The sequence below is a fragment of the Microvirga ossetica genome (assembly GCF_002741015.1).
Taxonomy (GTDB): Bacteria; Pseudomonadota; Alphaproteobacteria; order Rhizobiales; family Beijerinckiaceae; genus Microvirga; species Microvirga ossetica.
The window spans coordinates 3,387,322-3,412,775 of record NZ_CP016616.1; the positions used below are offsets into that span (position 1 = coordinate 3,387,322).

Annotated in this window: 20 protein-coding genes and 2 pseudogenes; 18 read left to right on the plus strand and 4 right to left on the minus strand. The window is 61.1% G+C overall.

From position 1 onward, the window contains the following. The first annotated feature begins 619 nt into the window (after positions 1–619). From BB934_RS16105 to BB934_RS16120, 4 genes are all read left to right on the plus strand, one after another. Positions 620–1,588 (plus strand): calcium-binding protein, encoded by a 969-nt coding sequence (locus BB934_RS16105; protein WP_099510540.1) that lies wholly within the window; start codon positions 620–622, stop codon positions 1,586–1,588. Between the two features lie 29 nt (positions 1,589–1,617). Further along, positions 1,618–3,582 carry a hypothetical protein gene (locus tag BB934_RS16110; RefSeq protein WP_157934198.1) on the plus strand — a complete coding sequence of 655 codons (1,965 nt, stop codon included), beginning with the start codon at positions 1,618–1,620 and terminating at the stop codon, positions 3,580–3,582. A gap of 86 nt (positions 3,583–3,668) precedes the next feature. Next, positions 3,669–5,393, plus strand: coding sequence for a type I secretion system permease/ATPase (locus tag BB934_RS16115; RefSeq protein WP_099510542.1), 1,725 nt, complete (start codon positions 3,669–3,671; stop codon positions 5,391–5,393). Continuing rightward, positions 5,390–6,718 (plus strand): HlyD family type I secretion periplasmic adaptor subunit, encoded by a 1,329-nt coding sequence (locus BB934_RS16120; protein ID WP_099510543.1) that lies wholly within the window; start codon positions 5,390–5,392, stop codon positions 6,716–6,718. The genes BB934_RS16115 and BB934_RS16120 overlap by 4 nt, the downstream gene beginning before the upstream one ends. A 59-nt stretch (positions 6,719–6,777) precedes the next feature. Here BB934_RS16120 and BB934_RS16125 read toward each other — a convergent pair whose 3' ends face one another. Continuing rightward, on the minus strand, positions 6,778–7,992 hold the full coding sequence (locus tag BB934_RS16125) for a glycosyltransferase (protein ID WP_099510544.1): 1,215 nt from the start codon (positions 7,990–7,992) through the stop codon (positions 6,778–6,780). Positions 7,993–8,417: 425 nt separating this feature from the next. On the opposite strand from BB934_RS16125, the gene BB934_RS16130 reads away from it, so the two are divergent. The 7 genes from BB934_RS16130 to BB934_RS16160 all read left to right on the plus strand — a co-directional run bounded on the left by BB934_RS16130 (position 8,418) and on the right by BB934_RS16160 (position 17,089). Then, on the plus strand, positions 8,418–10,223 hold the full coding sequence (locus tag BB934_RS16130) for a glycosyltransferase (RefSeq protein WP_099510545.1): 1,806 nt from the start codon (positions 8,418–8,420) through the stop codon (positions 10,221–10,223). Next, the gene (locus BB934_RS16135; RefSeq protein ID WP_157934199.1) at positions 10,168–11,568 is read left to right on the plus strand and encodes a glycosyltransferase family 4 protein; all 1,401 of its coding nucleotides are present in this window, start codon (positions 10,168–10,170) and stop codon (positions 11,566–11,568) included. The genes BB934_RS16130 and BB934_RS16135 overlap by 56 nt, the downstream gene beginning before the upstream one ends. A gap of 261 nt (positions 11,569–11,829) precedes the next feature. Further along, on the plus strand, positions 11,830–12,417 hold the full coding sequence (gene rfbC / locus BB934_RS16140) for a dTDP-4-dehydrorhamnose 3,5-epimerase (protein WP_099510547.1): 588 nt from the start codon (positions 11,830–11,832) through the stop codon (positions 12,415–12,417). A gap of 34 nt (positions 12,418–12,451) precedes the next feature. Further along, positions 12,452–13,528 carry a dTDP-glucose 4,6-dehydratase gene (gene rfbB / locus BB934_RS16145; RefSeq protein ID WP_099510548.1) on the plus strand — a complete coding sequence of 359 codons (1,077 nt, stop codon included), beginning with the start codon at positions 12,452–12,454 and terminating at the stop codon, positions 13,526–13,528. Beyond that, on the plus strand, positions 13,525–14,412 hold the full coding sequence (rfbD, locus tag BB934_RS16150) for a dTDP-4-dehydrorhamnose reductase (RefSeq protein ID WP_099510549.1): 888 nt from the start codon (positions 13,525–13,527) through the stop codon (positions 14,410–14,412). The genes rfbB and rfbD overlap by 4 nt, the downstream gene beginning before the upstream one ends. A 27-nt stretch (positions 14,413–14,439) precedes the next feature. Next, positions 14,440–15,321, plus strand: a complete 882-nt coding sequence (rfbA, locus tag BB934_RS16155; RefSeq protein WP_099510550.1) for a glucose-1-phosphate thymidylyltransferase RfbA — start codon at positions 14,440–14,442, stop codon at positions 15,319–15,321. A 343-nt stretch (positions 15,322–15,664) separates the two neighbouring features. After that, positions 15,665–17,089: a M10 family metallopeptidase gene (locus BB934_RS16160; RefSeq protein ID WP_157934200.1), complete on the plus strand. Its 1,425-nt coding sequence runs from the start codon at positions 15,665–15,667 to the stop codon at positions 17,087–17,089. Positions 17,090–17,227: 138 nt separating this feature from the next. Here BB934_RS16160 and BB934_RS16165 read toward each other — a convergent pair whose 3' ends face one another. From BB934_RS16165 to BB934_RS48700, 3 genes and pseudogenes are all read right to left on the minus strand, one after another. Further along, on the minus strand, positions 17,228–17,467 hold the full coding sequence (locus BB934_RS16165; RefSeq protein WP_099510552.1) for a hypothetical protein: 240 nt from the start codon (positions 17,465–17,467) through the stop codon (positions 17,228–17,230). 722 nt (positions 17,468–18,189) lie between these two features. Further along, on the minus strand, positions 18,190–19,707 hold the full coding sequence (locus BB934_RS16170; RefSeq protein WP_099510553.1) for a UxaA family hydrolase: 1,518 nt from the start codon (positions 19,705–19,707) through the stop codon (positions 18,190–18,192). Between the two features lie 43 nt (positions 19,708–19,750). Further along, positions 19,751–19,942: pseudogene (locus BB934_RS48700) on the minus strand (TRAP transporter large permease subunit); the annotation flags it as partial. Between the two features lie 284 nt (positions 19,943–20,226). Between BB934_RS48700 and BB934_RS16180 the strand changes: the two are divergent. From BB934_RS16180 to BB934_RS16210, 7 genes and pseudogenes are all read left to right on the plus strand, one after another. After that, entirely contained in the window at positions 20,227–20,943 is a 717-nt protein-coding gene (locus BB934_RS16180; protein WP_099510555.1) for a GntR family transcriptional regulator, read from the plus strand. Between the two features lie 144 nt (positions 20,944–21,087). Beyond that, entirely contained in the window at positions 21,088–21,750 is a 663-nt protein-coding gene (locus BB934_RS16185) for a peroxiredoxin (RefSeq protein WP_099510556.1), read from the plus strand. Between the two features lie 121 nt (positions 21,751–21,871). Next, positions 21,872–22,744: pseudogene (locus tag BB934_RS16190) on the plus strand (MBL fold metallo-hydrolase); the annotation flags it as partial. Positions 22,745–22,930: 186 nt separating this feature from the next. Further along, on the plus strand, positions 22,931–23,656 hold the full coding sequence (locus tag BB934_RS16195) for a DUF2270 domain-containing protein (protein WP_099510558.1): 726 nt from the start codon (positions 22,931–22,933) through the stop codon (positions 23,654–23,656). 140 nt (positions 23,657–23,796) lie between these two features. Continuing rightward, a complete protein-coding gene (locus BB934_RS16200) occupies positions 23,797–24,630 on the plus strand; it encodes a universal stress protein (RefSeq protein ID WP_099510559.1) in 834 nt (277 codons plus the stop codon). 63 nt (positions 24,631–24,693) lie between these two features. After that, positions 24,694–25,077, plus strand: coding sequence for an SPW repeat protein (locus BB934_RS16205; protein ID WP_162299168.1), 384 nt, complete (start codon positions 24,694–24,696; stop codon positions 25,075–25,077). 81 nt (positions 25,078–25,158) lie between these two features. Continuing rightward, the gene (locus BB934_RS16210) at positions 25,159–25,449 is read left to right on the plus strand and encodes a hypothetical protein (protein ID WP_099510561.1); all 291 of its coding nucleotides are present in this window, start codon (positions 25,159–25,161) and stop codon (positions 25,447–25,449) included. Positions 25,450–25,454 lie beyond the last annotated feature (5 nt).

Sequence of the window (25,454 nt, forward strand, 5' to 3'; positions counted from 1 at the left end):
TGAGCTGCCCCGAACAGTCCGTCGAGCGGGTGCCTTACTCCATCGAGTTAGTCCTTATATAGTAGACGGCAATGCACAAACAGCTCACGGATTCGTCACAGATGCCGGCGATTGGGAAGTTTTTTCTGATTCGGCCACGGCTTGTTCTGGATACGGAGTATTCATCAACCGGGGCGCGGGGTTAGAAGGTGAAAACGTCGCGGCCGCGTCTGTCTTACGCACCTGCAGGAGGCTGGCAAGGCTGTAGAAGGGGGCGCCCACCCAGGCTCCGCGAGGATAAATTCATTCTATATAGACCGAATCACTTGAAGCGCCGGTAATAAAGCTTCTACAAGCTTAGCCTTGCTTATGGGGTATTGTTTGTATACAGCGGTCCGCATTGGTGCGCCGCGAAACGGGGAGCCCGCGCGATCAGTCACGGATTCGTCACCGATTGCTTACAGGCGTGTCACATATTCTTCATATCACTTTAAAATAGTGTTGTTGCTTTGCTGCAGTGCAGAAAAAACATAGCAAAATACCCCGGAAGGGCTACTTCGCTAGAGACATTCAACTCTGGTTAGGGTAAGCCCTGAGGCGGGGGCAACCTTCCGTAATCAATTTCATAAGGGGCACAGCGATGGCGACAACGCCTGGTGGATTTTTTCAGGATGTAGGGGCAGTCGAGGGAGTATCTTATGCTCTTAAGAACCTCCCGAATGGCTTTAAGGGGTTCACGAACACCTTCGAAGGAACGGCGGGTGCTGACCGTTTCGTCGGAACAAAGGGGAACGACATCTTCGTTCTGGGTGCGGGCGACAAGATCACGCGCGATGCCGGCGGCTATGATGCGGTTAAGACCGATCAGAGCTTCAATATCGGCGGTACCAAGATTGAGACCGTCATTCTGACGGGTACTACCAATGCCAAGGTGATGGGCGACAAGTACGACAACAACCTGTTCGGCAACGACGGCAACAACCTCCTCAAAGGCGGATCTGGCACAGATGTTGTCGCAGGCGGCGCTGGTAACGACAGGGTTTATGGCGGCACCGGCAACGATACCGTCCTCGGCGGTTCCGGCAACGACAAGGTCTACGGCGACACTGGCAACGATGTTGTCAAAGGCGGCACCGGCAACGACAAGGTCTACGGCGGCACCGGCAACGACAAGGTCTACGGCGATGAAGGCGCGGACACTGTCTACGGCGGTTCGGGCAACGACCGTGTCTACGGTGGTGCCGACAACGACAGGCTCTATGGCGAGTCCGGCAACGACAAGCTCTTCGGCGGCACCGGTGACGACATCCTGTCCGGCGGCAGCGGCAACGACACGCTGGTGGGTGACAAGGGCTCCAACACCTTCATCGGTGGTTCGGGTGACGACACGTTCCAGATCGCGGGACAGACGGGTGAAATCGACACCATCCGTGATTTCCGTGCCGGCGACGATATCATCGATTTGTCGGATACCAGCGCCAACAGCCTGAAGGATCTGAAGTTCACTGCCGACGAGGACGGCACGATCGTGACGGTCAAGGGTGGCGTAACGATCAAGCTCGTCGGCTACGATCCCGACGATATTGATGGATCCTTCTTCAACTTCTGATGAGTGACCAGGCGGGCCAGGAGACTGCGGTGCGTCCGCACGACGCTGCACTGACGTCTGGCCCGCTGTGGTGTGTGCCGGTTGCGGCCGGCATCATCGCTGTCTGGCACAGCCTCCCCCTTGAGCTTGAGTTGGTTGGGCTCGAGGGGGAGGCTGGCTTGTTGGTGCCGCTCGAACGGCACCGCATCTTTTCTCCAACCTTCGCCAAGAACTTCTACACCATCGCCAGCCATGGTCTTCAGGATGGGCGGCGCCTGCGCGCGTTCCTGCGCGATCCAAATGGCGGGGAGATTGAACGGGCGCTTGATCTCAAGTTGGCGCATTGGCAGATCGAGGGTGTGCCCCAGATCGTGTCCTTCATCATCTCGCGCATTTTGCCCAAACATGATGCCCACGGCGATCATGAGACGCTCGAGCGCTTCCTGTCCCTCGTGAGTTCGTGGAGAGCCTCGTGCCGTCTGTCGGCAGAGATTGGCCCGCATGCCCTATACGAGCTTGATGTGGTGGCTCGTTGTTTTGCCAGCCGACAAACGTGTTTTTTCACGAGAGCTGGAAAGCTCACCCGCGAAACCGTCGACAGCTTTGGTCACCGTGATGGCACCGTCTTTCTGACGGCAAAATCCTGTCTGGAACGCGCCTATGCGGATCTCGGCGGCGACTTGGTGGAACTCGACTTTTCCAACGATCCTGTCGCGGATCAAGACACCGTGGCCTGGCTGAAAGGCCTTGGAGCATCGGCGAGAAACAATCTTATTGATCATCTGTCTGCGGCGTCGCCTGCCGGTGTCGATCAGATCCCCGGATATGTCACGCGCTCCCTCGCATCAGCCGCGATCCCCCTCGGGGAGCCAGGGGCGGCATTGACCATCAAAAGCTGCTTCCAGACTTCCGGAACGCTGTTCGCATTCTTGGAGATCACGGGCACGGCCTCTCTCGAGAGCCTGCAGATCCAAGCATTCGGCACGGCTGCCGATCAATTCCTCACGCCGGAACTTCTGATCACTCCGGGCGCGAACGGCGACGCGCCGAGAGTTTGCCTCGTGGCAAAAGGCGCCCTTGATCACCCACCGCCACACGCCTGCAAAATCATCGCTGTCGTTGACGGCCAGCATATTGCGCAATGGATTCATCTCCAGGCAGGCGATACACAATCGAGCCTTGCCTTCGCCCACACGTTTTGGCCGTTCGCGGACAGGGACGAGCACTATCTGACCCAAGTCGCGGCGCCCCTGGCCCAGGCCTGGGTGCAGCGGCCCTCGCACGAGCCCGCGAAGGTCATCAGCGTGCCGCGTCCGTCACGCAACGCTGAGGCGATCGATCTGCAAATCATCGCCGCGCCTCAGCTTGATTTGCTCCATGGCACGCTCATCGCTGTGAGGTCGTCGATCCCGTTGAGTCATCCCGTGCGGGTGACGCTGTCGGCAAGCCATCATGATGAGAAGGCTTGCTCCAAAGTGAGCGGCTGGGCAACCCAGTATGGGTTCAAAGCACAGATCGAAGTGATTCCGGCAGGTGCGCCGGCGGCGATGACCGCGCACCCCCGGTCTCCCGGATCGTCGCAAGCCTTTGTTGCGGTGCGGGCCGGTTTCGTTCCACCCCAAGCCGGATGGCTGGGCGAAATCGCACAACAGATCACGCAATTGCCCGAATCGCTGTTCATCGGTGTGGCGCCCAACCGGAGGCCGGGTCCCTGGTCATCGGATGAGGTCTCCCTCGAGACGCTGCTCGATCTGCTGGCGCACGATGCCATCGTGGCTGTTGCCGGCTCCGCGGACGCACACCGACGCATTGTCCTCGATCGCCCGGTCTGTCACACCGCTGAAGGGCGTTGGGTCGAATGGCTGGCAGAGGGTCGTCGTCAGGGGATCCGCATCGCCGCTGTCCCTGGTCTTGCCTTTTGGGAGATGGAGCCAGCCGCAAGCCGTGACGAGTTTGGTCCGAGGATTGATGAAATTAGCCTGTTGCAGACGCTGGCCGCGGCAGAAGAGCGCTGAACGCCTGAAGACCCGCACGGTGTGATAAACGCCTAGGAAACGAATCGCCTCTGTTATGCACGGAGGCTGGAAGCACTGGATTGAGCATGAGCAAGAAAACTGGCGAGACCATCGTCGCAGAAGCCCTCCGTCAATGCCGGGCTCACTTTATCTACGCAATTGGCTTCAACGCTTTCATCAACATCCTGCTTCTCGCCTTCCCGCTGTTCATGATCCAGGTCTATGACCGGGTCCTGACATCGCGAAGCATCGAAACGCTGATTGCCCTCACGATCGGTCTGATCATCGCTCTGGTCTTCAAAGCCGTCTTTCAGTGGGCCCGCGGCGCTCTCTTCGTTCAAGCGGCGATCCGCATGGACCGGCTGCTGGCTGACCGAGTTCTGATGGCTCTCATCGAACGTGGGGCCGGGGGAACCTCCGCGACGGGAAGTCAGGCGCTCCGGGATCTCGACAACTTCCGGCAGTTCGCTACCGGAAAGGGGGCTCTGGCGGCCATCGACGCTCCGTGGGCGGTCCTCTTTTCTGGCGTTCTGCTCCTGCTAGATCTTCAAGTCGGCCTGGTGGCGCTCTTCTGCACCGCACTGATGGGGGCAGCCACGATTGCGAATTCCATTGTCACCAAGAGGGCCCTTGCCGAGACATCGCAATTCACCACGCAATCGTATGGCTTTGCCGACGCGAATCTGCGGGCGTCCGAGGCGATTGTAGCGATGGGCATGGTCGGGGCGGTGATCAACAAGTGGCGTGGCATGAGAAATCCCGCCCTCGACGTCCAGGTCAAGACGAGTCAAACGGGTGTCCTCTTCAACGCGGTTTTGAGTTCGGCCCGCATGCTCATCCAGGCGGTCATCATGATCGCCGGCGTGATCGAAGTCCTCTACAGCGACGCCCCCACCGGCATGCTGTTTGCTGCCATCATCGTCTCGGGTTTTGCCATGCGACCGATCGATCAGCTGGTGGCGGCGTGGGATGACTACGTCCCGGCGCGGCAGGCCCTGAAGCGCATCGAGACGCTCCTCTCCGACGACGCGCGATCGCACAATGGTACGGCTCTGCCGAAACCGCAGGGCCATCTGACGTGCTTCAACCTGTTCTACGTTCCCCCCGGCCGCGAGCAGCCGATCCTGTCCAACGTCAATCTGGCGATCCGGCCCGGGGAATCGCTCGGGCTTATCGGCCTCAACGGCTCCGGCAAGACCACCCTGGCGCGTCTCCTGGTGGGCAATCTGAAACCGACCCGCGGCAACATCCGCTTGGACGGTGCAGATCTGTGGGCCAGCAGTCGAGACGACATCGGGCGCCACATCGGCTACCTGCCCCAGAACATCTCTATTCTGAGCGGAACCGTTGCCGAAAACATTGGGCGTTATGGCATGCTCAACGATGAGGCAATCGTCGACGCGGCCAAGGCCGCTGGTGTTCACGACGTGATCCTTCGGCTGCCGAAGGGGTACGACACGGATATCGGCGACAGCGGACATCCGCTCTCGGGCGGGCAGCGGCAGCTGATTGCGCTGGCGCGGGCGATTGCCGGATCGCCCTCGCTCGTTGTTCTGGATGAGCCGAACTCCAACCTCGATGGACAAGCGGAAGAGGCGCTGGTCGCGTGCATTGCGGGCTTGAAGGAGCGCGGCATCAGTTGCGTTCTGATCACCCACCGACCGACCTTGGTGCGTGACCTCGACCATGCGGTCATTCTCAAGGAGGGCCAGGTGGTGAGCGCTGGCGCAACAGAGAATGTGTTCAAGCGACTCGGCCGTCCGGTTGTCATCAAGAATGCCTCCAATAGTGAACAGGGAGTGGCACAATGAGCATGGCATTTTCACTGCCGGCTGGTAGCACACCCAGCAACACGGCGGACTCGCCGCGGGCTCCGCTTCTCATCGGAGGCTTTGCCGCGCTTGTGATGGTTTTGGTCTTCGGTGTCTGGACCTCGCTGATGTCTGTGTCCGGTGGTGCCGTGGCCAACGGCAAGGTGACCATCGAAGGGAGCCGGAAATCGCTCCAGCACCAGGAGGGCGGTACCGTCGGCGGCATTCTTGTGCGGGAGGGACAGCGCGTCGAGAAGGGACAGCCGCTGCTCGAGCTCAACCGCACCGCTCTGCAGGCCGAGGTTGCCATCCTTGAGAGCACGCGCACGGCAACGATCGTGCGCTTGGCCCGCCTCCGTGCGGAGGCCAGGAACGACACTCAGGTCACCTGGCCCGCGGACGTGGCAGCGCTGCGTGCCGATCTCCAGGCCCGGTCCATCATCGACCAGGAAGCGGCTGTTTTCGACGCCCGCCTGACCGCGTACCGCGGCAACATCAATCTGCTCCAGCAGCAGATCGAAGGCCGGAAGCAGCAGATTGAAGGGCTTAAGGCGCGGCTTGCCGCGACGCAGCTCCAGCTAACATCCGTTGATCAGGAACGCAGCTCCTTGCTGCCGCTGGTCGAGAAGGGCCTGATCGCCAGGCCCCGCGTGCTGGCGCTGGAGCGTTCCTCCGCTTCCCTTTCAGGCGAGATCCAGACGATCAAATCACAGATGGATGCGGAGCGCAGCAGCATCCAGCAGGCTGAGACCCAGATTGATCAGCTGGAGAAGGACCGGCGCGAGGCTGGGGCCAAGGAGCTCGCCGAGTCGGAGGCGCGCCTGGCAGACGTGGCTCCTCGATTAACCTCGGCTCGTGAGAGGCTTGAACGGACGACGCTGGTGGCGCCGGAGGCCGGCTACGTCTATGGCCTCAGCGTGTTCAACACCGGCGCGGTCATCACGCCCGGCCAGACGGTGCTCGAAATTGTGCCCGCAGCGGAGGCCCTCGTCCTGAGTGTCGAAATCAATCCCAAGGATGTCGAGCGCGTGAGGTCCGGTCAGCACGTGACCGTGCATCTGCTGGCTTACTCACAACGCTACCAGTCGGTGATCAAAGGACAGCTGGACAAGGTGTCGGCGGACCGGTTTGACGACCGTCAAAGCCAGACCAGCTATTACCGCGGCACCGTCAGCATCACTCCGGGTGAGCTGCAACGGGCAAATGTGGAGCTCGTTCCCGGCATGCCGGTGAACGTGGTGATCGAGACCGGTGAACGCACCATCCTGGCCTACCTGTTGGATCCCATCTTCAAGGTTGCCGACTTCGCGTTCCGGGAGCGGTAAGGGCTCCAAACCTGCAAGCGCAAGGCGGGCCGAACCTAAGGCCCGCCTTTTTCATGCGATCAGGAGGCCAGCAGGTCGAGGTAACGCGGGAGGGCTCGTGTCCTGAAGTCGTAGCGCTCCACCACGGTCTCCCGTGCCGCCAGCGACAGCCGCTGTCGCTGGCCCGGGTCATCCAGCAGCTCGCACACCGTCCTCACGAGCGCGGCCTGGTCGAAAAAGTCGACGGTGCGGCCATTCTTGCCATCGTCCAAAACCTCAAGCACCGGGCCTGTGGCGGAGCCTAGTATCGTGCAACCGCATGCCATGGCCTCTAGGAACGACCATGACAGGACAAAGGGGTAGGTCAGGTAGACGTGAACGGACGAAATCTGCAGCAGGGTGAGGTAATCGGCATAGGCCAGCTTGCCGAGAAAATGCACGCGGCTGAGATCAAGATCGTCCCCGACCTCGTTCATCATTGCCGCCTTCCAGGATTGGCCACTGGGGTGCTTCTGGCCATAGCTGACCTCTTCCCGGCCGACGAGCAGGACCTGTGCTTCAGGCCGCTGTCGGAGAAGTTCGGGCAGGGCCCGCATGAAGACGTGAAAGCCGCGATAGGGCTCGAGCGAGCGTGACACGTAGGTGACCACCTCGTCGGTCTTGGTGAGTGTCACACCGGTCGACAGCTGAAATGACGCCGCGGGGTTCGGCGCCAGGAGTGTGGTGTCGATCCCCTCATGGATGATCTCGAGCTGCGATCGAATTGGTGGTGGAAACAGACTGGCCTGCCATTGGGTCGGAGTGATGCACCGCGACGCGGCCGCGAAGGCCATGAGGTTGGTGGTGTTGCGCAGGGGCACGTGCCGGAGATCGAGGCTCTTGACGGCAAGTTCCTGATCGAAGTCAAGGTCGCTGTTCCGAGCGCGATAAAAATATTCCAGATAGGCGATGACTCGAGCCTCGGGGAAAATTTCGGGCACGAACAGGGCATCGCCCCAACCCGGATGAGCCAGAATGACATCGGGCCTGAAGCCTTTGTCCCGCAATGACGCAGCGAGATCCGCGACGGTCCGGCCGCGGCGCGCGTGCTCGCCGAAGTCCTGAGCCAGCGGGAAGACCGGCTCGACCGGACCTGTCGAATGCTCGTAGGCGCGATAGCTCAGCCGGCTCGCCTCAGCCTGGCTGCGCTCCCCGTTGCCAATCCCGACAACCCGCCAATCGTCCCGCGCCGCAAGCTCCTTGGCGAGCAGCTTGAACTGACCGGGGAAGTTGGGGTGAATGAGAAGGAGATTCATGGGGCAGGGTGTAGCAGATCGGTGATCGGAGCAACAGAACGAGACTGACTCTCACGCGTCGTCAATCTTTGTTTCCCTTGATCAGACGGCTGACTGCCCGGGTGTGGCCTTTTCTTGCGACCTTATGTCTGTCGGAGTTCTCATCCAGGGGCCGTCCCTGTCAACGGTATAGCATAGAAGTCTGTCGGCGATCGGGCATAGGAGAGCATCGTTGATAATCAGATGAACCAAGAGCCGGTCGGCCACAGCACACTCCTGTGACAGTCGATCTCCTTGACGAATGTCAGTCTGTTCTTCAAAACACTACAAAATTCTATCAGTACAGCAAGCGAACTCTGGGGCAGCTTTTCGTGAAAACCGCAACACTCTCAGCCGCAGGTGGCTTGCGCGTTAGCGTCGAACGGCTGATCTCATTGCGAGGGAGCTTGGCTGTTATCGTGCACGTTCCCGCCGGGGCCACACTCGATGACACTGTGCGCCTCAAACTGGTTCAAGGGGATGTCATCTCCACAGTAGCGCGGGGCGAGTGGATCGCAATCGGACCCGCCGGCGGCGGAGGGACGGGCGGTGAGAAGCGTGTGAAGACCCAGCGCAAAATGGCGGCGGCTCTAACGGCCGAGCCGAACCTGCCGCACACACAGCGGTTCGCTGTCGCCGTCCCGCAGGAGGCTGCCAAGCGCTTCAACCCTAAACTTTCAATCGCGGTTTCAATCGACGCGTCTCGGCCAGGCCGGGCGATCATGGTGTCTGCGAGCTCCATTGGTCCCGCCGATCTTGTGGGAGACCTCCGTGCAGCCTTCGCCCCAATGCTGAAAGCATCCGGCCAGGACGAGTTCGCTGCGATCCTGGGAGCGTCGCTCGCGCTCAAGCCTCTTGAAACTCCGGATCTGTTCGCGATCGAGCATCTTGTTATCTCCGGCACCGGGCTCGTAGCGAGCGGCTGGATGGCCAATCTCGGCAGCCGGATCATCCATGTGGTCAGCGCGGATCTGGAGACATGGCTCGACCACGCATCGATCAAGCGAAGCGCGCGGGCGGACGTGCACGCACACCTGCACAGCCGACATGCGTTGACGGGGGCTTCGGAAGAGCACGGCTTCACCTTCGTGATCCCCGCGGCCGCCGTGCAGGATCAGGATCTCTACTTCGTTGAAGTCGCGCCAGACGGTGCAGCGGTCACATTCCACGGTCCGGTGCCGGTCGCCCCCGAGAGAGATGACGCCCTCGCACGAAAGGTCGTCGGAGAGGCGTTCGGCGACATCCGCTCGTTGAGGGCAGAGGACATCGACCGGAGCTACCGGCATCTGCTCTCGATCGACAAGGCCGAAATGCGGGCCCAAATCTTCGATTTCGGCCCGCCGCTACGCAACGATAAGCCAGTCGCCTCCGTGATCATTCCATTTTATGGCGACGGCTTCTTCCTAAACTGCGTGCATTATCTGCAACGCATCCTGGACGATAACTTCGAGCTGGTGGTGGTCGTCGACGATCCCCGCATCTGGTCGGAAGTCTACAATGGGGTGGCCCTGCGCAGTACCGGCTTCAAGGTTCCGATCCGCCTGTTGCGCAATGTTGCAAATTACGGCTATGGCGGCGCCAACAACATTGCGGTTCGCTTGTCCCGTGGTGACGTGCTGTTCCTGATGAACTCTGACATCCTGGTGAAGGATGCCACCGGCCTCCACAGGGCGGCGGAAGCGATCCGAGATCGCAAGCGTGGCTCAGGGCGGGAACTCGTCGTCGGCTTTTCTCTTCTTTACGAGGACAACACCATCCAGCACATCGGGATGACGTTCCCGCGATCTTCCTCCATGGGCAATCTGCTGGTCGCCGATCATCCCATGAAAGGCTTGCCGTTCGAGCTTTATGAGGGCGATACAATTCGACCTGCTCACGCAGTCACGGCAGCGCTCATGGCAATGTCGAAGGATCTCTTCCAGAACCTCGACGGCTTCGACCTGCGCTTCGAGCGCGGCGATTTCGAGGATGCGGATTTGTGCTTGAGGGCACGCCAAAAGGGCGCCGAGATTCAGGTTCATGTGCACCCGGGCTTGTATCACCTGGAGCGCCAGTCCATCCCGGCAATCGGAGACCACGACATCCGGGCTATGGTGACCTACATGAACTGCGCGGAGTTCAACCGGCGCTGGGAGGCGGAGCTCTCAAAGCCCAAGCGTGTCTTCAAAGTTTCCAAGCCGCATCCTCCCGGGCCATCAGATACCCAGGTGTAATGATGGTTCGCACTCAGCATGCAGACCGAATGGTAGGGGCAGACCAACAATGCGCGTAATGGTCCTTTCGCATGGACACCCGGATCTCGGCGCGGGTGGTGCAGAGCGTGCAGCCTACTCGCTGTTTCAAAAGCTCAAGGCCGACCCGACAGTTGAAAAGGCTGTCTTCGTCGCTCGGGCGGAACATCAGGCTATTGGACACAGTGCCTTCTTTGGCAGCTTCCGGGGGCGCCCCGACGAGATTCTGGTAGCCCCGCCGCCTGTCGATGGCTTCACGTTCCAGAGCCAGAACTACGACCTGCTGAAGCAGTTGATCATGGAACTCATCCGCCACGTGCGGCCGGACGTGGTGCATGTCCATCACTTCATCTACTGGGGCCTCGATATTTTTGAGCTGTTTCAGCAGGCGGGCGTGCGCGTTGTCTTCACTTTCCACGAATACGCGGCGATCTGCGCGCATTTCGGCCAGATGATCAAGACCAACGGCCGGCTCTGCTACGCAGCCTCGCCGGCCGAGTGCAGCCAGTGTTTTCCAAGGATGAGCGCAGGCAAGTTCTTCGTCCGGGAGTCAATTGCGAAGATGTTCTTCGACAATGTCGATGCGTTCGTCGCTCCGAGCAGCTTCCTGAAAGACCGGTTTGTCGCCTGGGGTCTGCCGGCCGAGCGCATCGCCGTGATCGAGAACATCATGGATCAGGGAGTTCTGCACCGCAGCCACGCTCCCACGGGTCGCAAGCTCGTGTCTGTGGAGACCAGCCGTCCTCTCACGCTTGCGTTCTTCGGCCAGATTAATCCCTACAAGGGGGTCGATGTGCTGCTCGAAGCCTGCGCGTCGTTGCCGAAGAAGATCCGCAAGAGGCTTGCCGTGCGGATCCACGGCGAAAACAAGCACTTCCAGGATACCGAGTTCGCGCAGAAGATCGATCGCCTGCTCGAAGAGACGCGTGATGTCGTGCGCCTGATGGGGGGCTATCGCAACCAGGACGTTGTCGGTCTGATGCAGGAGAGCGATTGGGTCGTCATTCCCTCGATTTGGTGGGAGAACTCGCCGATTGTCATCCAGGAGGCCCGCATCGCCGGGCGCCCGATGATCTACGCGGATATCGGCGGCATAGCCGAGAAAGTCGATCCAGAACTTGATCTTCCTTTTTCCGCAGGCAGCCCCGGTGCCCTCGCGGATGTCATCAGGTTGCTGGTGGAGGGCGCATTCCAAGCCGACATGGGAGCGCTGTCCGCTCACGCCAAGTCACGACTGGCATTCGATACGGAGAATTTCGACCACCATGTGGCGCTCTACGCGCGTGATGCCTCCACAATTGAAAGGCTTGGGCAGCTTGCAAGTTAGGCTTCTTGGTTCCTCCTTCAGGGCGTCAAGCGGCCTTGTGTTTTCGCGCGAGCGTGAAGTGGTTGGGGCGATATCAAATCTGTCGATGAATCACAGATTCGTCACAGGAGGTCTCTCTTCATGAGGTTTTGCTCTCTCACTTGAGGCCTGTTGCTATCAGATGTGGCACTTTGATGCTGCTTTGTTAGTCTTGTTTCAACAGACTCCAGAGTTTACGAGGGGTAAACACTTTTCACTGACCGAACGGATGGGGCAATCCAGGTGTCGAACTTAACGGTACAGCAAACAGACATTCCTGATGTCGTGCTTATCACGCCGCGTCGCTTCGGCGATGCCAGAGGCTGGTTCGCGGAAACTTACAACACGCGGGCTTTCTCAGCACCTCTGGGCACCATCACGTTTGTTCAGGATAATCAGGCATTCTCAGCCCAAAGAGGCACCCTGCGGGGTTTGCACTTCCAGCGACCGCCCGAGCCGCAGGCCAAACTTGTTCGGGTTCTGCGCGGAAGCATCTTCGACGTCGCCGTCGATCTGCGCGTGGGCTCTCCGACCTACGGGCGCTGGGTCGGCGCGACCCTCACGGCCGAGGGCGGCGAGCAGATCTTTGTGCCGCGCGGCTTCGCCCATGGCTACTGCACCCTGGAGCCGAACACCGAGGTCGCTTACAAGGCAGACGGCTTCTATGCACCGGCCTGCGATGCCGGCTTAGCCTGGAACGATCCGACCCTCGGCGTCGTCTGGCCGCTTGCCGCGGATGAAGCCATCCTCTCGGACAAGGACGAGATTCTGCCAGCCTTCAAAGATTTCGTTTCGCCATTCCGGTATGACCCGACGAGTGCGGCTGCCTGAACGAGTCCATCACTTACGAGACTTGATACTCCCTATGTCCACAAGCACATCCTCCCAGCGGATTCTGGTCACGGGCGGCGCCGGCTTCATTGGCTCCGCGGTGGCGCGTCATCTGATCGCCGACACCGATCATCAGGTCCTCGTCCTCGACAAGCTGACCTATGCAGGCAACCTGGACTCGCTCCAGCCGGTCGCGAACAACCCACGCTACAGCTTTGTGCGGGCCGACATTCTGGATGCTTCCAGGATGCGGGAGGTGATCACCTCCTATCGCCCGGACATCATCATGCACCTGGCGGCCGAGAGCCACGTCGATCGCTCCATCGACGGGCCGGGCGAGTTCATCCAGACTAACGTGGTCGGCACTTACACGCTGCTGCAGGCGGCTTTAGGCTACTGGCAGACCCTATCCGGCCTGGAGAAGGACGCCTTCCGCTTCCACCACATCTCCACTGATGAAGTGTTCGGCTCCCTCGGCGCTGAGGGCTATTTCACCGAAAGCACAGCCTACGATCCGCGCTCGCCTTACTCCGCCTCGAAGGCGGCCTCCGACCATCTGGTGCGGGCCTGGCACCACACCTTCGGTCTGCCAACAGTCGTCAGCAACTGCTCGAATAACTATGGGCCGTACCACTTCCCGGAGAAGCTGATCCCACTGGTCATTCTCAATGCGCTCGAAGGCAAGCCCCTGCCGGTCTACGGCGACGGCTCGAACGTACGGGATTGGCTGTACGTGGAGGATCATGCCCGCGCGCTCGCTCTGATCGCCCTCGAGGGCCAAGTCGGCGAGGGCTACAATGTCGGCGGGCACAACGAGAAGACCAACCTAGAGGTTGTCCAGGCGATCTGCGCGATCCTGGACGAGATCACGCCGGATGGGCGGATCGGTCCGCGCCAGAACCTGATCACCTTCGTGCGCGATCGTCCTGGTCACGACCAGCGCTATGCCATCGACCCGACCAAGATCGGCCGGGAACTGGGCTGGGTACCGCAGGATACCTTCGAGACCGGCCTGGCCAAGACGGTGCGCTGGTATCTCGACAACCGCCCCTGGTGGGAGCGCATCCGGTCAGGCGTTTACCGCGGCGAGCGCCTGGGGCAGGTGGCATGATCCTGGTCTTTGGTAGCGGCGGGCAACTGGGGCAGGAACTCGTCGGGCTTGCGCGCGTGTCAGGCGTGCCCTTAGCCGCCCTGACGCGGGCGCAGGCCGACATCAGCGATCTGGCCCAGGTGGAGCAGGCCTTGGCCGAGATCCGCCCGAGCATCGTCCTCAACGCCAGCGCCTACACCAAGGTGGATCGTGCGGAAACCGAGGAGGAGGAGGCTTTTCAAGCCAATGCGATGGGCCCTGAGATTCTGGCTAGGGCATGCGCGGCCGCCAACCTCCCCCTGATCCATGTTTCGACCGATTATGTCTTCGACGGCACCCAGAGCGGCGCTTACCGTGAGAGTGACCCCGTTGCGCCACTTGGTGTGTATGGCCGCAGCAAGTTGGCCGGCGAGGAGGCGATCCGTCGCCAACTGCCGCAGCATGTGATTGTGCGCACCTCGTGGGTCTATGGCATCCACGGAGCGAACTTCCTGAAGACCATCCTTCGCCTGGCCAGCGAGCGCGATGAGTTGCGCATTGTCGGCGATCAACGCGGCTGCCCCACGTCAACAATGGATCTCGGCCGGGCGCTGCTGGCCGTGGCTCAGGCTCTGGGCGAGGGCTGGGCGGTGCCTGGCACCTATCATTTGGCCGGGACCGGAGTGACGACCTGGCACGGTTTTGCCTCGCGGATCGTGGCGGCTCAGACGCCTTTCACCGGCCGATCACCGTCCGTCGTGCCGATCCGAACGGAGGAGTATCCAACGCCAGCTACGCGGCCAGTGAATTCGGAACTCGACTCCAGCATGTTCGGCCGCACCTTCGGCTTTGCGGCACGGCCGTGGGAAACAGCCGTCGACGGAACCGTGGCGCGGCTGCTGTCGCGCGGCCAAACGACATCGTAATTCAGAACAGAAATCGAGGGACTCACCATGGACCGAAAAGGCATTATTCTCGCAGGTGGCTCGGGCACACGCCTGCATCCGCTGACGCTGTCGACCTCGAAGCAACTGCTGGCGATCTACGACAAGCCGATGATCTACTATCCCCTCACGTCGCTGATGCTGGCGGGAATCAAGGATATTCTGATCATCACGACCCCTGAGGACCAGGCGGCCTTTAAGCGGCTGCTGGGCACCGGGAGCCAATGGGGCATTCGCCTCGAGTATGCGGTGCAGCCGAGCCCTGATGGTCTGGCGCAAGCCTTCATCATCGGCGAAGACTTCCTGCGCGGGCATCCGTCCTGCCTGGTTCTGGGTGACAACCTCATCTACGGCCATGGTCTGACGGAGGTGCTGCAGCAGGCCCATCAGCGGCCTGAGGGTGCCACTGTCTTCGGGTACCGGGTCGAGGATCCAGAGCGTTACGGGATTGTCGCCTTTGACGCGGACGGGCGTGCCACCTCCATCGAGGAGAAGCCAGCAGCCCCGAAGTCGCACTGGGCGGTGATTGGCCTGTACTTCTACGACGAGCAAGCGGTCGAAATCGCCAAAAGCATCAAGCCCTCGCCGCGGGGCGAGTTGGAGATCACCGACCTCAACAACGTCTACCTCAATCAGGGCAATCTCTATGTCGAGCGGCTGGGACGGGGCTACACCTGGCTCGATGCCGGCACGCACGAGTCGCTGCTGGAAGCCGGGGAATTCGTGCGCGTGCTGCAGTCCCGGCAGGGCCAGTTGATCGCCTCGCCGGAGGAGATTGCCTACCGTCAGGGCTGGATCGATCGCTGGAGCTTCGAGGAGGTGGCGACCAAGCTCGCTAAGACGAAATACGGCCAAATGCTGCTGAGTCAGCTTCAGGCGCACGAGCTTTAGGGCGCGAAGCGAGAGGCTTCCGTCTCAAAGCAGCGACGGAAGAAGCCAGGGAGATCGCCACCCCCAACGGCTGAGGACGGTCCTCCGACGATCACTGTTCGCCGCAGGGCCCTTTACACGGGAAAGGCATCCGTGACCGAGCGGCGAGGGCCGATCCACCCTCTCCAAACGGCATAATCAATTATATCCAGCGTCGTCATTCGACCAACACAGCTATCACACAATCGGTGCTCCTAAAGTGACGTTCTGGCTCGGGAGGGATAGCCCCTTACCCCGTCATGGCCGATAATGGACGCTCCGGCATAGGCGATCCTACCCACGCATTCACATGCGAGGGATTGCGATGGCTTATGCTGAGTTTGCGGAGAGAGCCGGTAATCCGAGTGTCGATGGTCTGCTGTTCGGCATGCGATGGAACAGCCTGGAACTGACGTACAGCTTCCCACAGCAGGCGTCCCTTTACGGGCGGGGTTATGGTCTGGGAGAGCCGGACAACAATTTCGAACCCCTGAACGGTCCTCAGATCGAGGCAGCACGCGTCGTCTTCAACGCAATCTCCGCGGCCACCCGCTTATCCTTCCGGGAGATTACTGAAACGGCCTCCGTTCATGCCGATCTTCGCCTTGCCATGTCGGATGTCCCAAAACCCGCGTGGACCTACACAATCGATGACGGGGCGGAGGGGGGCGATATCTGGTTCGGCAATTCCAACGGCTGGTATGACAGCCCAACGCCCGGTACGTACGCTTTCTGGGGTTTCCTTCATGAGATTGGCCACGCCCTTGGCCTGAAGCATGGGCATGAAGAAGGCGGATTCGGAGCCCTGCCGTTCGCACAGGACTCCATGGAATTCACAGTCACAACGTACCGGTCTTATGTTGGGGCGGGCAATGTTCTCGAAAATGAAACCTATGGCTATGCTCAGACCCTGATGATGGAGGATCTCGCGGCGCTGCAGCACCTGTACGGCGCCAACTACGCCACTCGGAGCGGCGACACGGTTTACCGGTGGGGCTCCAAAACCGGTCAGATGTTTATCGATGGAGTCGGGCAGCCGCACGCGGGCGACAACCGGGTTTTCATGACCATCTGGGATGGCGGCGGACTTGATACGTACGATTTGTCCAACTACGCCACTAATCTGAGCATCGATTTGCGGCCAGGCGCGTGGTCGACACTATCCGACCGCCAGCTGGCTTATCTCGGCGGCTTCTTCAATTTTGCCCGTGGCAGTATCAACAATGCACTCCTTTACCAGGGAGATCCTCGCTCCCTGATCGAGAACGCGACAGGCGGATCCGGCAACGACCGCCTGGTTGGCAACGACGCGGCCAATATGCTTCGCGGTGGTAAGGGGACCGATCGACTCACGGGATTGCTGGGGGACGACACTCTCATCGGCGGATATGGGAACGACATTCTGCGTGGAGGCCTAGGGGCCGACAGGTTCTGGTTTGACACGAAGGCCAATCGCGCCACCAACACCGACAAAATCACAGATTTTGATATCAGGGCAGACCACATTTGCCTTGATAACGCAATTTTCAAGGTCCTCGGCAAAGGCTCCCCCACGAAACCCGTGGCCCTGAAGAAAGCTTTCTTCGCTATCGGTGATCATGCCAAGGACGCCAATGACTTTGTCATCTTCGACGCACGCAAGGGTCTTCTATTTTACGATGCTGATGGGTCCGACGCTGGCCAGGCCGTTCTTTTCGCCACCCTATCGAAGGGCCTTAAACTCACGGCAGCCGACTTCTTCGTTGTCTGAACGCAGAGGGTGAGGCAAGTCCTCTGCGACTAGCCGGGGCCGCATAGAACAAACATCTCAGGAGACTTGCGGGCGTTGGGGTCTGTCCATCCGCCGGTCCCAGCGACGGTGCGTATCGCTGGGTGTGGCGGCTGTGGTTCAGGAGCCGAGCGTGAGCATCTTGCGACGGCGGTCGTGGCTGAACTCGCGCCAGCCAATGACCGTTCCTGCGATGACCTCGCCGGTTGCTTGGTTTCGCCACGTCCCGTCCGTGTGCTGGCAGGGAAACCGGATCAGGTAGGTTCCGACATGATCCTCGCACAACACCTGCACCGGATAATCAGAGGGCGGATCCCGATCCGTGATGAAATCATTGAGCCGATTCTTTCGTGTCGCCATTGTTCCAGCCTTTCAAGTGTCGCCTCATTGGCCGCCCGCCACTGAATGAGCGTGTTGATCAGTGACCCTCGCGACCACGGAGCATGCTACCACCGGCCGGTGGTTCTGCGCATCCAGACCGACGACAGTTCTTCCCCGGCATGGCACGTTCAGGCTGATTCTGCTCCGCGATCTGGGCATGTTGCGCGGCTGTATCTATGTGCGTAGAAGATCTCGACTTCGGCCCAGCCATCTCATACGTGCTGTTCAGTCGTATGGATGTCGGGATCTAACTGAAACTGACCTATCCAGTGAGACCTCTGGATGGCTGCATTTTCTCAGCCGCTCACGGTGAAGTACCGGTCCTTTTAGCTGCAGTCGTTGCCGCAGCACTAAAGGGAAAGCCTAGCCGACGTCGTCTCTAAGCGTAAATTCCTATAATTCGACTTCCGGCGAGGTCAGGAGCCGCTAGTATCGGCTTGCGATATTCTGTTGCGCAAAGATAAGGTATTACCTGCATCCCAAAGCGAAACGAGGCGGTACATCCGCGCCTCGCTCGCATTTGGGAGAGTCCCCAATCCCCTTGCCGGATCGGTCCCAGGATGATCGGCTTGCCAGGGTTAACAACCCGTTAACAAAATCTTCCTTTAGGGAATATGTGGCGCAGACCGCCGTATAGCCTGCTTTCCTGTCGATCTATTATAACGACATGAAGGAGCGGGCCGGCATCGACGCCGGCGCGATCACATCACCGCGCCGACCTGCCAGGGAACGAATTCGAGATCGCCATAGCCGAGGATCTCCGACTTGGTGTGTTCCCCGGATGCGACGCGAAGCAGGATCTCGAAGATTTCCTCGCCCTTCCGTTCAAGAGAGACGCCATCGAGGATGTCGCCGCAATTGATATCCATGTCGTCGGTCATGCGGCGGTAGATGTCGGAATTCGTGGCGAGCTTCAGGGAGGGCACGGGCTTGCAGCCGAAGGCCGATCCGCGGCCAGTGGTGAACGCGATCAGGTTCGCGCCGCCTGCGACCTGGCCGGTCGCGGCCACGGGATCGTAGCCGGGCGTATCCATGTAGACGAAGCCGCGATCCCTGACCTGTTCGGCATATTCATAAACGGCACGAAGCGTCGAGCGTCCGCCCTTGGCCGACGCTCCCAGAGATTTTTCGAGGATCGTGGTGAGCCCGCCGGCCTTGTTGCCGGGCGACGGGTTGTTGTTCATCTCGCCGCCGTTGCGGGCGGTGTAGTCCTCCCACCACTTGATCCGGGAAACGAGCTTCTCCCCGATCTCCCGGGTCGCAGCGCGCCGGGTGAGCAGGTGTTCCGCCCCATAGATCTCCGGCGTCTCGGAGAGAATGGACGTTCCGCCATGGCGCACCAGCAGGTCGGAGGCGACGCCGAGAGCCGGGTTGGCGGTGAGGGCCGAATAGCCGTCGGAGCCGCCGCACTGGAGGGCCAGCACAAGTTCCGAAGCGGGACGGGTTTCGCGCTGGGTCTTCGCCGCGATCGGAAGCATGTTCTTCACGGCATCGACGATCGCCTGCACCGTGCGCCTTGTGCCGCCCGTCTCCTGAATGGTCAGCGTGCGGAAGGTATCCGTTTCCGTCAGGCCGTATTCCTGCTTCATCCGTCCGATCTGGAACACCTCGCAGCCGAGGCCGACCATGATCACGCCGGCGAAATTGGGATGGCTCGCATAGCCCCACTGGGTGCGGCGCAGGATGTCGAAGCCCTCGCCATAGGCCGCATGCCCGCAACCCGTGCCGTGGACGATGGCCACGATTCCGTCGATGCCGGGATAGTCGCGCAGGATCCCGGAGCGCTCGACCTCCGCCGCTGCGAAACGCGCCACGGATGCGGAGCAGTTCACGGAGGTGAGGATGCCGATATAGTTGCGGGTGCCGGTGCGGCCGGAGGCGCGCCGGTAGCCCTGGAAGGTGGCGCGCATCTCGGGCGCGAGCAGATCGTCCTCCTTCGCCTCGACGCAGAAGGCATAGTCACGCTCGAAATCGTGCAGGCCGACATTGTGCTCATGCACCCATTCGCCCGGTGCGATATGCGTCTCGGCGAAGCCGATGATCTGGCCGAACTTGCGGATCGGCTCGCCCTCGCGGATCGGCACCGCAGCCATCTTGTGACCGCGCAGGATGCGCTCGCGGGCGGTCGGTCCGGCGACGTCGGCGCCCTGGTCCACGAGGTCGATGGCGATGACGATGTTGTCATCGGGGGAAAGGCGGATCGTACGCGGAGTGCTCATGAATATCACATGTTTCAATTGAATGGGTTGATCGATTTCGTCATCACCGTCCCAGACCCATCTTCTGCGGCAGCCAGAGTGTCAATTCCGGAATGTAGGTGATCGCAATGAGGGCCAGCATCAAGGGGACGAGCCAGGGAAGGATCGCGATCGTGGTGCGCTCGACGGAAAGCTTAGCGACGCGTGCCAGCACGAAGAGCACCACTCCCGGCGGCGGGTGGAGAAGGCCGATTATCACCTGCACGGCCCACATGGATTGGGTATGGAACGGCTCGGAGGTCTCGTAGACATGGGCCCATCTGAGCTTCGTTTGCGCATGGGCGGGAGGCGTGGGCAGGGCGAGCACGGCAGCGGCGGACAATCCCAGCAGATAGCGTCGCGTATGGTGTATCATATCCAAAAGCCTCCCGAAGCTCCGGCTCTGGGTCCGGATTGCGCGTTCCCGGGCAGCTCCGCTCGCATAAGAGATCCGACGAGCTGGTGGCGCTTGCCCATCGGTTCAACTAACATGTTAGGCCAATGGACGCGCTCGACAAGAGAAAAAAGTACGCCTTCCTCGCTTCCCTGGAGCGGGGCCCGCGTGGGAACACGACCGAGCAGGTGGAGCGCTCGCTGCGCGCTGCCATCGTGGATCTCGATTTCGCACCCGGCGAGTTCATCGATAAGGGGGCGGTCTGCGCTGCCCTCGGGGTGTCCCGCTTTCCCGTTTCGGAGGCACTGACCCGCTTGGCCGCGGAGGGACTTGTCGAGATCCTGCCGCAGCGCGGTTCCCGCGCCGCGCGTATCCGCCTGTCGGAAATCAAGGAATCCATGCTGATCCGCCAGGCTCTCGAAGGCATGGTCGCCGAGATCGCCGCCACGAGCCTGCCGCCCGAGACCCTTCAGGTCCTTCGCTCCAACCTCGAGGCGCAGCAGGAGGCGGTCTCACGCGGCGACCGCCCCGGCTTCTACGGGCTGGACCTCGAATTTCACATGATCCTCGTTCAAGGGCTGCAACTGCCCCGCGTCGCCGCCGCGATCGACGCCTCGCGCGCCAACATCGACCGTGTCCGCCGCCTGTTGTCCTCGCCCCGCCGCCACGCGGTGACGCTGGCCGAGCATCGGGAGATTTTCCGCGCGCTCGAGGCTCGTGATGCCCAAGCGGCGCGCCGCGCCGTCCACACTCATCTCGAGGCCGTCATGGAAGAACTCGGGCGCTTTTCGGTCGAGCACGCCGAGGTCTTCGTCCACGCCTGAGGGGAAGGGCGGAGTGCGACGAGGACACGGATTCGGTCGGTCGATTCTGGCGCATTCTCCCTCGGAAGCGACACTTCACCGCAGATTTCTTCGGGTATATACCTATCGACCGGCGAAGGGGCTTCGCTTGCAGGAGATTATGCGATGACACTCCAGATCGGCGAAGTTGCACCGGATTTCGAAGCAGAGACGACGGAAGGGCGCATTCGCTTCCATGACTGGATGGGCGATTCCTGGTGCGTGCTCTTCTCTCATCCCAAGGACTTCACCCCCGTCTGCACGACGGAGCTGGGATACATGGCAAGGATCAAGCCCGAGTTCGACCAGCGCAATGTGAAGGTCATCGGCCTCAGCGTCGATCCCGTTTCCAACCATGCGCGGTGGGCCGACGATATCAGGGAAACGCAAGGAACCGCACCCAACTACCCGATGATCGGCGATTCCGATCTCACTATTTCCAAGCTCTACGGCATGCTCCCGGCGAGCACGGGCGGAACCTCCGAGGGAAGGACGCCGGCGGACAACCAGACCGTGCGCAACGTCTTCGTCGTCGGGCCCGACAAGAAGATCAAGCTCGTCCTCGTCTATCCCATGACGACTGGCCGCAATTTCGATGAAGTGCTCCGCGTCATCGACTCGCTCCAGCTGACCGCCAAGCACAGGGTCGCGACGCCCGCGAACTGGAAGCAGGGCGAGGATGTGATCATCGCAGGCTCGGTGTCGGACGACGAGGCGAAGAAGATTTATCCGCAGGGCTGGAAAGCGCCGAAGCCGTATATCCGGATCGTGCCCCATCCTCAGGGTTGATGGGACATCTCTCCGAAAAGAACGGCTCAGAGCCGATGCAATCGCATAGTTGTGTCTCCAGGGAGCAGGAGCGATGAGTACCGCGGCTTTCCCGCAATCGACAGCCGAGCGTCCGAGAGGCAGGCCGCAGGTCGAGGCTTTCTTCGACAAGCGGACCTGCAGCGTCCAATATGTCGTCTCCGATCCTGCGACGGGAAAGTGCGCGCTGATCGATCCGGTCCTCGATTACGACGAGAAGTCGGGGTCCACCGCGACGGCGTCGGCCGATGCACTTTTGGCCGTCGTGCGGAACAAGGGCCTGACCGTCGAATGGATCCTCGACACGCATCCGCACGCGGACCATCTTTCGGCCGCGGCCTATCTGAAGGAGAGAACGGGCGCGAAGACGGGCATCGGCGAGCGGATCGTCGATGTCCAGAAACTCTGGAAGGAAATCTACAACCTCGATTCCCTGAAGGCGGATGGCTCTCAATGGGACCATCTGTTCGCCGATGGCGACACGTTCCATATCGGCGGGATGGATGTGCGCGTCATCTTCTCTCCTGGCCATACGCTGGCCTCCATCACCTATGTGGTCGGCGATGCGGCGTTCATTCACGACACGCTCTTCATGCCGGATTTCGGAACCGCTCGATGCGACTTTCCCGGCGGGGATGCGAGAGCCCTGTGGCGCACGATCCAGCGCATTCTCAGCCTGCCGGACGAGACCCGCCTGTTCTCGGGTCATGACTACATGCCGGGAGGCCGTCCACCTGCCTGGGAAAGCACGGTTGCCGGCCAAAAGGCCCAAAACGTCCATCTCGCGCAGGCGCACGGCGAGGATGAGTTTGCTGCGCTGCGTCAGACGCGGGATGCGAGGCTGCCGATGCCGAAGCTGATCCTGCACGCCCTCCAGGTCAACATCACCGGCGGGCACCTGCCGGCGCCGGAGGCGAACGGCACGCGCTATCTCAAGATCCCCCTCGACGCACTTCCCTATGCCGTCTGGGATTAACCTCGCAGGTCGCTCTGCACCCTGACTTGAGCATTCGGATCTTCGGCCGGCGTTCCGATACCGGGATCTGCGAACGCTGCCGGATGGTGCTATAATCCATCCGCAGCGGCGAGATCCTGAAAACAGGACGCGCCCGAACAGTCCGAAGATCATGTCGGACCGTCGCTGGGGGCAGGGAGTAACGCCATGCCGCCGAAGAACGACCAGATCGTTGTTCAGAATCTTCGCCCGCCCCTCAAGGCCCCGGTCTTTCCCAGCACCTCGACCGAATTCATCAATGTCATGGCGCATTATCACCGCGCCGAGATCGCCCGCATGGCGGGCTGGCGCGACCGGATTGACAGGACGACCAACTGGGCGATCACGGTGGTCGCGGCCATGCTGTCAGTTTCGCTGTCAACGCCGACTGCGCACCATGGCGTGCTGATCTTCGCCATGGTCCTGGTCCTGCTCCTCCTCGTGATCGAGGCGCGGCGCTATCGCTTCTTCGATGTGTACCGCAATCGCGTGCGCCGGATGGAGCGCAACTATTACGCGCAGATTTTCGCGCCGCAGGACGGCACGACGGACGACTGGATCCTGAAGCTCGGCGAAGATCTCAGGCAGCCCCTGTTTCTGACGTCGACCCGCCAAGCTCTGTCGCGCCGCCTCAGGCGCAACTATTGCTGGTTGTTTCTGATTCTCCTCTTCGCTTGGCTGGTCAAGACGACCTTCATCCGGATGCAGGAGAGTGCTGTCGATGCTCATCTCGTCACGTCGGTGGGGGAATGGGTTCGAAACGCGGCCATCGGTCCGCTTCCCGGGTGGTTCGTGATCGCCACCGTGGCGGTTTTCTACGGCTGGATTCTCTACGCCAGCTTGCACAAGCCGGTCGGTGAGGGCGAACTGGCCTTCGGTAACGTTCATGTCTGAAAACGATCGGCGAAGAATTACATGCCGGATCCGTATTTCAGGAGTATAATGCGCGCTTCTTGGCTGGCGCATTGTTGGAAGCGGAAAACCGGGGCACCTTTTCCGTACGATGCCGCTAGACGGCTGCCGAGGTGGTTGCCATGAAAGCCATTCTGGTTCCGGTCGAGCAATACGGTTTCATGCGCTCGGTCCTCGACGCCGCCTTGCTGATGGCCGGTCGGTTCGGGAGCCATATCGAAGGCCTTGCGCTCGGCCCAGACATCCCGGACATCGTCGCCTTCGACGTTCCGGTCGGGTGGACGCTTCTGAGCGAGAAGGAGCAGCGCGAGCTTATCGAGCGCTCCCGGCAATTGTTCGAGGAGTTCATGGCCTCCTGTGCCGTGCCCCGGGAAGGCAAGGGGCCGAACGACCCTTCGTGCAGCTGGGTCGGTCCTCGGCTGTTCGGGGACAGTTCCATCGGAAGCTTTGGCAGGGTCTTCGATCTTATCGTTCTCGGACGACCCGGATCGCAGGATGAGCCGCCGCGCCAGAGCGCTCTCGAGGCTGCTTTGTTCGAGGGCGGGCGGCCGGTCCTGATCGTGCCGCCCCGATTACCGGCGACCATCGGCGAGACGGTCGTGATCGCCTGGAACGCGAGCACGGAGACGGCCCGGTCGGTCGCGCTCGGGATGCCCATCCTGGAAAGGGCCGAGCGCGTCATCGTGCTGACCCTGGACGGCTGGAATATGGACGGCCCGAGCGGCGCGGAACTGGCGTTGCGCCTCTCCCGAGGCGGCGTCAGGGCCGAGGCCGTGACACGCAGGCTGAACACACGCAACCCGGGCGAGGCGATTCTGGAGGAGGCGGCAGGCTTCCGCGCGGATCTGCTCGTCAAGGGTGCCTATACCCAGAGCCGCCTGAGGCAGATGATCTTCGGCGGAGCCACGAGCTATATCCTTGCCCATGCCGAACTGCCGGTCCTGATGGCACATTAGGTGCGGATGACAGCAAGCATCCGGTTCCGCTCGTGTGACATGGTTCGTCGAGAGGAGGCGTCGGTGAATATCGTCAACAACCGTTCCGACATGGCCATCAACTCGGTCAATGTGGCGCTCGGAGCCATCCTGTTTGCAGCGCCGTGGCTGTTCGGTTTCGGTCACGAGGCCTGGGCAAGCCTGAACGCACGGCTCAGCGGCGGCATCGTGATCCTGCTCGCGCTCCTGGCCGTGCTCCACACGCACGACTGGGAGGAATGGCTCAATGTGATTGCCGGCCTTTGGATCATCGGCGCCCCTTGGATGCTTTGGTTCGACGACGTGCCCGCTGCGCGATGGATTCACGTCATCGTCGGCTTCTGCATCGTCGCGATTGCAGCTTTCGAGCTGTATCGACTCTACCACGCGCCCGACGGGACAAATGCAGAGAGACGCCGGACACGATAGCGGGATCCGCCTGCTTCAAGATTCAGGCGTCCTTATGGGAACTTTTAGGGTTGCGATCGTCGGCTGCGAAGGGAGGCATCGATGTATGTCGTCATTCGGAAATTCGACCACATGCGATCCGTGACGGAGGCTGCGCGTCGGGCCGAAAGCGGGATCGGCGAGATCCTGCGGAAATCTCCGGGTTTCGTGAGCTACCATGTCTTCGATAGCGGCAACGGCGTCGGCGGATCGATCACCCTGTTCGATAGCCGGGAGGCCGCCCTTGCCTCCAACGAGAAGGCCATGGCCTGGATCCGTGCCAGCCTGGCCGACCTGATCCAGGGCGAGCCCGAGATCACGGTCGGAGAGATCCTGGCCAGTGTGAAGCCGTAGCCATA

Excerpts from the sequence above, each read along its gene's own strand:
- BB934_RS16170 (WP_099510553.1), bottom strand. The coding sequence starts at position 19,707 with ATGAGCACTCCGCGTACGATCCGCCTTTCCCCCGATGACAACATCGTC.
- BB934_RS16125 (WP_099510544.1), bottom strand. The coding sequence starts at position 7,992 with ATGAATCTCCTTCTCATTCACCCCAACTTCCCCGGTCAGTTCAAGCTG.
- rfbB (WP_099510548.1), top strand. The coding sequence starts at position 12,452 with ATGTCCACAAGCACATCCTCCCAGCGGATTCTGGTCACGGGCGGCGCC.
- BB934_RS16160 (WP_157934200.1), top strand. The coding sequence starts at position 15,665 with ATGGCTTATGCTGAGTTTGCGGAGAGAGCCGGTAATCCGAGTGTCGAT.
- rfbD (WP_099510549.1), top strand. The coding sequence starts at position 13,525 with ATGATCCTGGTCTTTGGTAGCGGCGGGCAACTGGGGCAGGAACTCGTC.
- BB934_RS16120 (WP_099510543.1), top strand. The coding sequence starts at position 5,390 with ATGAGCATGGCATTTTCACTGCCGGCTGGTAGCACACCCAGCAACACG.
- BB934_RS16200 (WP_099510559.1), top strand. The coding sequence starts at position 23,797 with ATGAAAGCCATTCTGGTTCCGGTCGAGCAATACGGTTTCATGCGCTCG.
- BB934_RS16180 (WP_099510555.1), top strand. The coding sequence starts at position 20,227 with ATGGACGCGCTCGACAAGAGAAAAAAGTACGCCTTCCTCGCTTCCCTG.
- BB934_RS16105 (WP_099510540.1), top strand. The coding sequence starts at position 620 with ATGGCGACAACGCCTGGTGGATTTTTTCAGGATGTAGGGGCAGTCGAG.
- BB934_RS16165 (WP_099510552.1), bottom strand. The coding sequence starts at position 17,467 with ATGGCGACACGAAAGAATCGGCTCAATGATTTCATCACGGATCGGGAT.
- BB934_RS16195 (WP_099510558.1), top strand. The coding sequence starts at position 22,931 with ATGCCGCCGAAGAACGACCAGATCGTTGTTCAGAATCTTCGCCCGCCC.
- BB934_RS16185 (WP_099510556.1), top strand. The coding sequence starts at position 21,088 with ATGACACTCCAGATCGGCGAAGTTGCACCGGATTTCGAAGCAGAGACG.
- BB934_RS16210 (WP_099510561.1), top strand. The coding sequence starts at position 25,159 with ATGTATGTCGTCATTCGGAAATTCGACCACATGCGATCCGTGACGGAG.
- rfbA (WP_099510550.1), top strand. The coding sequence starts at position 14,440 with ATGGACCGAAAAGGCATTATTCTCGCAGGTGGCTCGGGCACACGCCTG.
- BB934_RS16115 (WP_099510542.1), top strand. The coding sequence starts at position 3,669 with ATGAGCAAGAAAACTGGCGAGACCATCGTCGCAGAAGCCCTCCGTCAA.